The organism is Spirulina sp. 06S082, assembly GCF_034932145.1.
Lineage (GTDB): Bacteria > Cyanobacteriota > Cyanobacteriia > Cyanobacteriales > Spirulinaceae > CCY15215.
In genome coordinates this window covers 1-5,942 of sequence record NZ_JAYGHV010000446.1, presented here as the reverse complement: position 1 = coordinate 5,942, position 5,942 = coordinate 1, and the positions used below count along the sequence as shown (strand labels likewise).

At 42.9% G+C, this 5,942-nt stretch carries 8 protein-coding genes; 2 read left to right on the top strand and 6 right to left on the bottom strand.

The window, feature by feature from the left end:
- Both VB714_RS26570 and aroA read right to left on the bottom strand, forming a co-directional pair.
- Positions 1–312, bottom strand: a 312-nt coding sequence (locus tag VB714_RS26570) for an exodeoxyribonuclease VII large subunit (protein ID WP_323228291.1), incomplete at its 3' end; no start/stop codon positions are given.
- 84 nt (positions 313–396) lie between these two features.
- Positions 397–1,740, bottom strand: coding sequence for a 3-phosphoshikimate 1-carboxyvinyltransferase (gene aroA, locus VB714_RS26565; protein ID WP_323228290.1), 1,344 nt, complete (start codon positions 1,738–1,740; stop codon positions 397–399).
- 512 nt (positions 1,741–2,252) lie between these two features.
- Here aroA and VB714_RS26560 point away from each other — a divergent pair.
- Positions 2,253–2,687, top strand: coding sequence for a hypothetical protein (locus tag VB714_RS26560; protein ID WP_323228289.1), 435 nt, complete (start codon positions 2,253–2,255; stop codon positions 2,685–2,687).
- Between the two features lie 73 nt (positions 2,688–2,760).
- On the opposite strand, the gene VB714_RS26555 is transcribed toward VB714_RS26560, so the two are convergent.
- The 3 genes from VB714_RS26555 to VB714_RS26545 form a co-directional block, all read right to left on the bottom strand.
- Positions 2,761–3,012, bottom strand: a complete 252-nt coding sequence (locus tag VB714_RS26555; protein ID WP_323228288.1) for a hypothetical protein — start codon at positions 3,010–3,012, stop codon at positions 2,761–2,763.
- A 179-nt stretch (positions 3,013–3,191) separates the two neighbouring features.
- Positions 3,192–3,506, bottom strand: a complete 315-nt coding sequence (locus VB714_RS26550; protein WP_323228287.1) for a DUF2973 domain-containing protein — start codon at positions 3,504–3,506, stop codon at positions 3,192–3,194.
- A 90-nt stretch (positions 3,507–3,596) separates the two neighbouring features.
- The gene (locus VB714_RS26545; RefSeq protein ID WP_323228286.1) at positions 3,597–3,944 is read right to left on the bottom strand and encodes a DUF2605 domain-containing protein; all 348 of its coding nucleotides are present in this window, start codon (positions 3,942–3,944) and stop codon (positions 3,597–3,599) included.
- A 264-nt stretch (positions 3,945–4,208) separates the two neighbouring features.
- Here VB714_RS26545 and rpsD point away from each other — a divergent pair, with 264 nt between their 5' ends.
- Entirely contained in the window at positions 4,209–4,817 is a 609-nt protein-coding gene (gene rpsD, locus VB714_RS26540) for a 30S ribosomal protein S4 (protein WP_323228284.1), read from the top strand.
- A gap of 85 nt (positions 4,818–4,902) precedes the next feature.
- Here rpsD and VB714_RS26535 read toward each other — a convergent pair whose 3' ends face one another.
- Positions 4,903–5,733 carry a DUF3598 family protein gene (locus tag VB714_RS26535; RefSeq protein WP_323228283.1) on the bottom strand — a complete coding sequence of 277 codons (831 nt, stop codon included), beginning with the start codon at positions 5,731–5,733 and terminating at the stop codon, positions 4,903–4,905.
- Positions 5,734–5,942 lie beyond the last annotated feature (209 nt).

The following is a 5,942-nucleotide window of genomic DNA, read 5'->3' as shown; positions in this document are numbered from 1 at the left end:
CGGAAGCACTTGCACTGCGTTGAGTTGATATTCCCCTCGTTTGGCGTACAGTCGCAGACTTCCCAACACCACAACTTGTTCTCCAGGCGTTGGGGTTTGTACCAGTTTAGTTCGTAATTTTCCCCAAACGACACAACGAATAGAGGCATTATTATGGCGATCGCCTAAAGTAAAAAATAAGCCGCTTTGGTAATCTCGGGCGCTAGTCACTTCACCAATAACCCATATTTGTTGCAAATATTCATCTTCTTCGAGAAGGTCTTGGATATAGTCGGTAAGTTCGGCAACGGAAAAAGCAGTATTGACAACCATAAGGACTAAAAGATTGATGCGATCGCATTTTTATAAGCTAATGTCGATTTACATTTTTGAGATGCACCCTTTCAGCTTCAAAAACTATTGTATTATAATTTGTTCTAAGGTGTTGACAAAATTCGGATAGGAAACTGCAGCCGCTTCAGCCCGATGAATTGTGGTTGTCCCCTTGGCTGCAAGTGCCGCGATCGCCAAACTCATCGCAATACGATGATCGGTATAACTATCAGTTTCGCACCCCGTTAGTGTCACTCCTCCGCTAATTTCCAAACCGTCGGGAAGTTCGGTTATCTTTGCACCCATGCGATTCAATTCCGAAGCTGTCACCGCGAGGCGATCGCTTTCTTTCACTCGCAATTCTGCTGCATCTTTAATCGTCGTTGTCCCTTCTGCAAACATCGCTGCGACGGCTAAAATGGGAATCTCATCGATGAGACGAGGAATGATATCTCCCGCGATCGCGCACCCCTTTAACTTACCGTAACGCACTCGCAGATCGGCGACAGGTTCCCCAGTCACGAGGCGTTCATTTTCCCGCACAATATCTGCCCCCATCATGGCCAAAACTTCTAATATCCCCGTCCTGGTTGGGTTTACGCCGACATTTTCAATTAATAATTCCGAACCTGGCACGATCGCCGCCGCTACTAGCCAAAATGCCGCCGAACTAATATCTCCCGGTACGATGATATTTTGCCCTTGTAAAGTACCCGATCCCCCAACGACTGTGACGCTATTGGTTTCGCGATCGATGCTTAATTCTGCCCCAAAAGCCTTTAACATCCGTTCGCTGTGATCCCGAGAGAGGGCGGGTTCTGTAATAGTGGTCTTTCCTTGCGCCGATAAACCCGCCAAGAGAAGACAGGATTTAACTTGGGCGGAAGCAATGGGAGAATGATAATGAATACCCTGTAATTGTCGTCCGCGAATGGCTAAAGGTGCGAAGGCATTATCTTCTCGTCCCCAGATCGTCGCCCCCATTTGGGCGAGAGGTTTGACGACGCGGGACATGGGACGCGATCGCAGGGAATCATCCCCCGTTACCGCAAAAAAGCGATCGCCATGAGAAGCCAATAGCCCCAACATTAACCGCAATGTCGTTCCCGAATTTCCCGCATTTAAAACTCCTTTAGGTTCTCGCAAATTGCCCAAGCCGATCCCTTCCACGCTCACTTCTGTGTCATTTAACTCGGAAATCGTCGCCCCCATCATGCGAAAACAAGCGGCGGTACTGTGGGGATCTTCTCCTAACAATAGTCCTTGAATAGTTGTTTTTCCTTGGGCGATCGACCCCAACATCAGGGCGCGATGAGAAATCGACTTATCTCCTGGAATTTTTACGCTACCGTGTAAAGATATCCCTTCTGTCGGTGGTGTAACGATTAAATCTTGATGGGATGAGGCGTTTTTGAGCAGGACAACCATGAATCAAAAGGAAAAAATTAATGCTGAAACTTTCTGAATTGTACTGCGATCGCGCATTTTTGCAAAACTGAGATGCAAGGGATTTTTTAGTTTGTTTTAATGCGATCGCCAAAACCTTTCAAAATTTGTAAAACAGGATAAAGCCGATTTTGACGAGGTAAGAGAGAATATATAAGTGGTCGGACACAATCGTTATAGTCTGTGTAAAGAAAAGTAAACAAGGCTTAACTTGCTTGTCTTTTTTCTTTTTCTGCTTAAAATGGAATAAGTCTACCTTTAGTTCTTGTGTTTTTCCTCGCTGTTCTACAGCTTCTATTATTGCCAATACTAAATCATATTCACATTCAAATGTCTCTCTCTCCTGCTATTTTTCCACCTTCCATCCTTGTGATGATAGCATTAACGCGCTCTCTCTCTCGCTCTTATATCAATAAATTTTATTGGTAAAAATACTTCAATCCAATATTTTTATCTTGATTTTGATTCGATTTTTTTTATTGAAAGTTTTTGCCATGACTGATGATCTTGAAAACCTAATAAATAGTTTTGGTGGTGATAAAGTAGAAGCATTGAAGTTTTTGAATGAACAAATTCTTCGAGAACAAGAAATTTATTGGCAGCGATTTTCATCGTTTGCGGGGCTTAATGCCGGCACACTTGTGCTGGCGACATCTAACTCAATTAGTGATCACAGGTTAATTATTGGAGTTGGAATATGTTTATCTATTCTGTGGGCATACATTCAAATTATTAGTTTACGGTATGCTGATAGAGCAAAACCTATGTATCACGACCTAAGACGAATTATGGGAATAAAGTTTGCGGCACCAAAAAGTAAATTGTCTTCTTTTATTTACAAAGCTCAATTTTTATCTTCTACTGATGCAGGCATTTTGTGTACTATGTTAGTTTTTTGTCTATGGTTAATTGCTTTTTTTGAACCATAATTTGTGTTGAGTTAAAAAGTATTTACAAAAGAGATCATTATAGTACAAGACAAAAAATAGAGTAAAGTTCTTTTCACCCACTAAGTTCGAGAGAAAAACTGGTTTCTTTTGATTCAATAACAACAATCCAAAGCCGATCTTGAAGAACAAGGGCATCAATTCGACCTCGATAGATTATTTCCTGACTTTCAATGGCTAATTGAATCGTTTCTTCGGCTCGAAACTGGAAGGATGGATCGTAAAAGCCAGCTAATTTCAATAGTGGAGATAAGACAATCAGTTTAATTGTTTCCTCCCTTAATCTTACTTGGCTTAATTGATACAAATTTCGTTTTGGAGTTGACTTAAGGTTTTAAGATTTCGTTCAATTGCTAAAGTTTGCGCCATATTTTTTTTATGTACTCCTGCTTTATAATTCTCACCCAGAACCCGCACTCCTTTATTTTCAATCAATATTCAAACATATTTTGAAGTGCGGAATTTAGGCGATTCAAGCAGGATAATTTATCCCTCATTCTCATTTACACCGGGAGAAGAACGATAAAGCGCATCAAGTCTTTCTCTCGCTTCTTCTACATCAACCGATCGCATAACTAATAAGGGTTCGTTAATGGGTTTACCATTACTATCTAACAATTCCGGATGGGGAATAGAAGCCCTACGAGTTGCAGGTTGAGGCATAGAGGTGTTATTTTCTAAGCCGAGATGGGGGAGGCTGCGATTAGATTCTCGACCTAATGTAAAGAGATTGCGAATCAAATTTCCGATCGCAACAAAGGCAATGACTGTAAAAACTAGAATGTAAAGAAAATGTAACATTTTGTACCTCTCATTATGATTTTTTTTATGGGGGCCTTAAATTTTTGCAATCCGGAGGAATTGATAGAATTGACAATTGAGATTGACAATTTATTCCTCTTCTCCTTGTTGTTGACCAGGTTGTGTTTTGGCTGAACCCCTTCTTTGTGCTGAAACCTGCCAGCATTCCAGAACCAATCGATGCCAAGGGACGAGAATAGAGGGGTCAATTCCCGCTTTTCCTTCGGTTGCCCGAAACATCATTTGGGCGGTGCGAACCTCTCGATCTGCTGTGTTTACTCTCTTGAGGAGATCGATTCGATCGCTTTCCTCCAGAAAATCTAAGGATTCTGACTCTAAGAGGGAACGCGATCGCGAAAACCAGCCCAGAAAATCCTCTAATAAAGGCTCGAGAACGGCTTTCAGAATTTCGCTTTCTGGAGGGGTTGGGATTGACATTTTGGGAATACTACCAGTTTACTATCGGGCTGTTCAGAAATTCTCTTTGTCCCTCTTTACTGTAACAGTTTATTACATTTTCTCAGATTACAAGTTATTGCGATCGCGATCGCGTCCCAGACTTAAAATGCGATCGCGCCACCGTTTTGAGGTATAATAGTAAGTTCGGGTAAAAAATTTAGGTGCAAAGCCACCAACACCCGATCGCCCTCAAAAGCGAACTTCAAGCCTGAAATTTTAAATCTAACAGGAGTAAGAAAATAAATGTCTCGTTACAGAGGACCGCGTTTGCGGATTACACGCCGTTTGGGAGAACTCCCTGGCTTAACCCGCAAAACCGCCCGTCGCGCCTATCCCCCCGGACAACACGGCCAAAACCGACGCAAGCGATCTGAATACGCTATTCGTCTCGAAGAAAAACAAAAACTGCGTTTTAACTATGGTATCTCGGAAAAGCAGTTAATGCGCTATATGCTACAGGCACGTCGCGCTACGGGTTCCACGGGGGAAAAGCTATTACAATTGCTGGAGATGCGTCTCGATAATACCGTGTTTCGTCTGGGCATGGCAGGAACGATCCCCGGTGCGCGACAATTGGTTAACCACGGTCATCTTATGGTCAACGATCGCCGGGTAGATATTGCCAGTTATCAGTGCCGCCCAGGGGATGTCATTAAAGTGAGGAATCGTGATGGTTCTCGCCGTTTGGTACAAGCCAATATGGAATTTCCGGGTTTAGCAAATATTCCCAGTCATTTAGAATATGACAAGGAAAGCATGACAGGGAAAGTGAATGGAATTATCGATCGCGAATGGATCGCCCTACAGATTAACGAACTCCTTGTAGTTGAGTATTATTCTCGGAAAATCTAAGTTTCCCAAGGTTAAAAAGAGGATGGAGGTGTATTTTTTACACCTCTATTTTATTAAATTTTGGATGATTTTAGGAACAGCAAATTTACCGTTGTTTTTCCTCGCGAACTAAAGTTGAATGAACCCATTCTCCGCGATCGCTATAACTGCGAATGAGACGCAATCTCAGTTCTGGCCTTACCAGCCATCCTAATTCTAAAACAAATCGCTTGCGGGGGGCGATCGTTGTGGGACAATTAGAAGATGCACCATTGGGTAAGAGGAGAATTTGATAAGGTTGTTCGCTATCTTCAAAATGAAGCCTTGACCCTTCTATTTTTGCCGTCGATCGCAGGGTTTTGACGGCAGATCCCGTCCCAAAACTGAGAGTTTGCGAAAGGCGATCGCGACCTTCTGTTTCGATTTTGAGGTGGGTGGCCATGCGATCGCTACTCCAGTCGCGATATAATGTCGTTGCTTCTCCTCGCCATTCTCCAATTAGCTGTTCTGGGGTTAATATTGGTCTTTGAGGAGGACTCGTTCCTGCTAATTTTTCCCGCATTAAAGTAATGCTTTGTAATTGACTTTCTCCTGTATATAACTGCACCAAACGCAAGCGTTCATTGTCTGTTTTTAAACCAAATTCTCCCCCAAATTCACTCACGGGACTCCACTGCATCGACCCCTTAGAAAATGCCCCATCTTCAAACACAAGCATACTACGATTCAGGGACGAGAATTCACTTGTAAAATTGTAGGGAGGTTTATCTTGAGGAAAGCGATTTAAGGTTAATCGTAGGGCTTTATTATCTTGCAATCCTTCAAGAATGAGAATGCTAGGAACATCCTCTAATTGCTGCCCTTCCGGGGAGAATTTGGTAAACGATCCTTGCCATTCTCCGATATTTTTAAGTAGATTTTGCCACTGAGAAGCCATATTTTTTACTCTGTTTATTTTTTAACAATGGGAGCGGGAATTCCCCTCTTCAAATCTTCGATTGAAGAGGGGATGAGAGCGACCTCCAAAGGTCAATTGGATAAGCTGAGGAGCGGTGCAACCTCGTGCCGAGGTTGCACCGCTCCTTTGGAGACGCTACGCGAACAGCCAAGGAACGCGCACCAAGAGAAACCTCACCCGTCCCTACT